We start from the raw sequence: 4,305 nt of genomic DNA, 5'->3' as shown, positions 1-4,305 counted from the left end.
TTCGCGAGGTTACACGCGAGGATTCGGGACACCGCGCGACGAGGACGGTGTCGTCGTTCACGGCGGCGCGGACGGCCCCCACGTCCGCGCGGTGGTCGTCGTCCGTCGGGACGAGGCGGAGTTCCACGTCGAGTACGTCGGCGGCCTTGTTGAACGAGAAGTGCGCGCTCTCGGGGGCGACGACGTTCGGGTCGGAGACGTCGCCGCGGCGTCGGTTTCGCGCCGCCCGGACCGCCTGCACGTTCGCCTCCGTCCCGCCGCTGGTGACGTAGCCGTGCGGGTCGGCGAGGCCGGTCATCTCTCCGAGGGTGGTGACGGCGTCGGTCTCCAACTCGGCGACGTCGCGGTACGTCGCGGGGTCGCCGGGGTTGGTGGCGAGAAACCGCTCCGCGGCGGCGCGCGCCGCCGGGTGCGGGTCGGTGCACATCGACGAGAGGACGCGGTCGAACGTCTGCGGCACGGACCGCTGCATGGTCCGCGAATCGTCCCCGCCGCGTTTATCAATTCCGTTGTGTGTCGCGTCGGCCGACCGCTCGGGCCGGCGGCGGCCGGCGTCGGGGACGGGAGAGACGGACGAAGCGACAGCACGGTTGAGGCGACGGAACGGACGAGACGGACGAAAGGAGAGAGCAGCGAACGACGGTGCGAGCGACTAGCGCACCGAGTCGAGGACGAGTCGCTGTTCGACCCGCTTGACCTCGTGTTGCACGTCGCGCACGGCGTCGATGTTCGCGGAGATGGAGGAGATACCCTCGTTGACGAGGAACTGGACCATCTGCGGCTTCGACGCCGCCTGTCCGCAGATGCTCGTCTTCACGCCCACCTCGCGACAGGTCTCGATGGTGTCGCCGATGAGTTTCAGGACGGCGGGGTGCAGTTCGTCGAACCGGTCGGCGACGTTCTCGTTGTTCCGGTCGACGGCGAGGGTGTACTGCGTCAGGTCGTTCGTCCCGAACGAGACGAAGTCGAGTCCCGACTCGGCCATCTCCTCGACGCCGAGTGCGGACGCGGGCGTCTCTATCATCACGCCCCACTCGCGCTTGTCCGGGTCGATGCCGGCCTCCGCCATCAGGTTCTTCGCCTGCAGGACGTCCTCGGCGTCGTTGACGAGGGGGAACATCACCTCGACGTTGTCGTAGCCCATCTCGAACAGGCGGCGGAACGCCTCCAGTTCGTGCTTGAATATCTCGGGCTTGTCGAGACTGCGGCGGATGCCGCGGTAGCCGAGCATCGGGTTGTGCTCGCGCGGTTCGTCGTCGCCGCCCTCCAACTGCCGGAACTCGTCGGTGGGCGCGTCGAGGGTGCGGACGCGGATGGGTCGCGGGTAGAACTCCTCGGCGACGCCGCGGACGCCTCGACGAGTTCCTCGACGAAGGCGCGTTCGCCGTTGTCGGCGATGTACTTCTCGGGGGTCTTGCCCAGTGAGAGCACCATGTGCTCGATGCGGAGCAAGCCGACGCCGTCGGCGCCGGTGGCGGCGGCGCGTTCGGCGGCCTCGGGGATGGAGACGTTCACCTTCACCTCCGTGGCGGTCATCGGCTTGACGGGCGTCTTCGGCCGCGCCTCCTCGATGGGTTCGCGTTGCTCCTCTTTCAGTTCGGCCCCCTCTCTGACGGTCCCCTTGTCGCCGTCGATGGTGATGGGCTGGCCCTCCTCTATCTCGCGGGTGGCCGACCCGGTGCCGACGACGGCGGGGACGCCGAGTTCGCGCGAGACGATGGCCGCGTGCGAGGTCATCCCGCCCTCGTCGGTGACGATGCCCGCCGCGCGCTTCATCGCGGGTACCATGTCCGGCATCGTCATCTCGGTGACGATGATGTCGCCGTCCGACACCTGGTCGAGGTGGTCGAGTTTGGTGACGATGCGGGCGTTACCGGCGGCGATGCCGGGACTCGCGCCGAGGCCGCGGAGTATCATGTCGCCCGACGTCTCGCCGGCCTGTCCGTTCGCGGCCCCGCCGTCGCCGGCGGCCGCCTGCGCCGCCTCCTCCTCGCCGTCGGAGATGGTCGTGATGGGCCGCGACTGGAGCATGTACACGTCGCCGTCGTAGATGGCCCACTCGACGTCCTGCGGTTCGCCGTAGTGGTCCTCGACGCGTTCGCCGAGTTCGACCAGTCGGCCGATTTCGTCCTCGTCGAGGACGCGGGCGCTCCGCTTGTCGTCGGAGACCTCGCGTTCGACCGTCTGCCCGGTCTCGACGTCCTTCTCCATCATCATCTTCTTGTCCGCGACGGTGGCCGTCTCGACCTCGCCAGACTCGCGGTCGACGACGTAGTTGTCGGGCGAGACGGACCCCGAGACGACGGCCTCGCCGAGGCCCCAGGCGGCCTCGATGATGATGCGCGGTTCGCCCGTGGAGGGGTGCGAGGTGAACATCACGCCGGACTTCTCGGCGTCCACCATCTCCTGAACGACGACGGCGATGTCGACTTCGTGGTGGGGGAACCCCTTCCGATTCCGGTAGTATATCGCGCGCTGGGAGAACAGCGACGCCCAGCACTCCTTGACTCGTTCGATGAGGGCGTCTCGCTGGACGTTCAGGAACGTCTCTTGCTGTCCGGCGAACGACGCGTCCGGGAGGTCTTCGGCCGTCGCCGACGACCTGACGGCGACGAACGCCTCGCCGTCCCCGACGTCCTCGTAGGCGGCGAGAATCTCCTCGCCGACGGCGTCGGGAACCGGCGTCTCCATGATGAGTTCGTGTGCCCGTTCGTGCGCTTGCTTCAACGCCGCGGAGTCCTCGTGGTCCACGTCGACGGCGTCGAAGAGTTCCTCGTCGATACCCGCGTCCTCGATGAACGAACGGTACGTCCCGGCGGTCACGACGAACCCCGGCGGGACGGGGAGACCCGCGGAGGTAAGTTCGCCGAGTGAGGCACCTTTTCCGCCGACTGTGCCCAAGTCGTCGGCGCGTACGTCGTCCAGCCAAACTACAGCCATTAGCGTTCGTCAATGATTGTAAGCCCTCATAAGTACTTTCCGAACAACTCCAACGTGAATTATACTATACTCGGCTCCGAGTACGTAATTCTCGCCGGAATCGTCACTCGCCGGCACGCCGTTCGCTGCCGTGGGTTTCGCAGAGAATCTCGCCGGTTTCAGGGTCCAGATAAAACGGTTTGCCGGTGCGTACCGCGGCCCCGCAGACCGCACAGCCGTCGTCGTGTCGGAGGAAGTACTTCCCCGCCGCGCGGCCCGTCTCCAGTCGGTCCGCCTCGACGGCGACGCGCGTGAGTCCCTCGCCTATCTGCGTCCGGTCCGGTCCGTCGGCCTCCTCGAAGCGTATCGGTCGCACGGGTGAGACGACGGGCGGAACCCGCGTAAACCCCCCGTCGGCGAGAGCTTCTTTACCACGGGGGACCTCACTACTCGTGTGCTGCTCGACTGGGTATCGCTGGTGCCGGGATGGCTCGTCTTCGGCGTCGTCGGCGGACTCGTCGCCTCCGTGTTCGTGGCCGGCGTGTTCGTCGTCGGCGGCCGTCTGTTCCCCGACGAGCCGATTTCGCGGGGGAGTATCGACGGTGCCGGCCGTCGCCGGATGGAGATACGCGACTACCTTCGAGAGATAGGCGAACCGTTCGCAGAGGACCACCCGATTCACGGCGAGACGGTCGAGTTCTACCTCCCGGGGCGCGACGTGGCCGTCACGTTCGACGCGCAGGCCTACTTCCGCCTCGAACGCGCCGGGACGTACACGGTGCTGTGCGAACACGAGATGCCCGCTCGCGGACTCGGCCGCCGCTTCCCGTTCGAGGTTCCGGAACTCGAACAGCGTCCGCCCGCCCCCGACGACCCCGTCGCGACGGCGTTCGACCACCTCGACCTCCCGCAGAGCGCCAGTCCGCCGGAGGTCAAGAGCGCCTACCGAGAGAAGGTGAAGACGGCTCATCCCGATCACGGCGGGTCGCAGTCGGAGTTCCAGCGACTGCAGGAGGCGTACGCGACGGCCAGAGAACACGCGGAGCGGGCGATAGCCTCCTGACGACTCCTCGTCGCGGTCGTCGCTGCTCCGCCTCTCCCTGCGCCGCCGTTCACTCCGCCGCGCGCGCCGCCTCCGTCACCTCGTAGAGGACGTCACCGTCGCGGAGGGCGTCCGTCACGCGCCCAACGAGGTCCGTCGTCGCCACGACGACGCTCTCGAGGCCGCGCGCCGCCGCTTCGGCCGCCACGTCGCCCGCCGCCAGCGACGTCTCGACGTCGACGTCCGCCTTCCGCAGGGCGACGACGGCTTCGGCCGCGGCGACGACCCCGAGTACCACGTCGCACGCCGCCGCCAGCGACGCCCCGTCGACGGCGCGACTGCCG

Annotated in this window: 3 protein-coding genes and 2 pseudogenes; 1 reads left to right on the top strand and 4 read right to left on the bottom strand. The window is 68.2% G+C overall.

What is annotated here, in order from left to right:
- The 3 genes and pseudogenes from GJ632_RS19995 to GJ632_RS19985 all read right to left on the bottom strand — a co-directional run.
- Positions 1 to 472: pyridoxal-dependent decarboxylase (locus tag GJ632_RS19995; RefSeq protein ID WP_231751710.1), on the bottom strand; the 472-nt coding region annotated here is incomplete at its 3' end.
- A gap of 180 nt (positions 473 to 652) precedes the next feature.
- Positions 653 to 2,940, bottom strand: a pseudogene (gene ppsA / locus GJ632_RS19990) (phosphoenolpyruvate synthase).
- Positions 2,941 to 3,043: 103 nt separating this feature from the next.
- On the bottom strand, positions 3,044 to 3,295 hold the full coding sequence (locus GJ632_RS19985; protein WP_089805252.1) for a hypothetical protein: 252 nt from the start codon (positions 3,293 to 3,295) through the stop codon (positions 3,044 to 3,046).
- A 78-nt stretch (positions 3,296 to 3,373) separates the two neighbouring features.
- Between GJ632_RS19985 and GJ632_RS19980 the strand changes: the two genes are divergently transcribed.
- Positions 3,374 to 3,982, top strand: a complete 609-nt coding sequence (locus GJ632_RS19980; RefSeq protein ID WP_343161284.1) for a J domain-containing protein — start codon at positions 3,374 to 3,376, stop codon at positions 3,980 to 3,982.
- A gap of 49 nt (positions 3,983 to 4,031) precedes the next feature.
- Here GJ632_RS19980 and GJ632_RS19975 read toward each other — a convergent pair.
- Positions 4,032 to 4,305, bottom strand: a pseudogene (locus tag GJ632_RS19975) (Crp/Fnr family transcriptional regulator); the annotation flags it as partial.

This window comes from Halogeometricum sp. CBA1124, from assembly GCF_009741955.1.
GTDB lineage: Archaea > Halobacteriota > Halobacteria > Halobacteriales > Haloferacaceae > Halogeometricum > Halogeometricum rufum.
The sequence above is the reverse complement of the archived record's forward strand: the minus strand, read 5'-3'. Positions and strand labels throughout refer to the sequence as shown.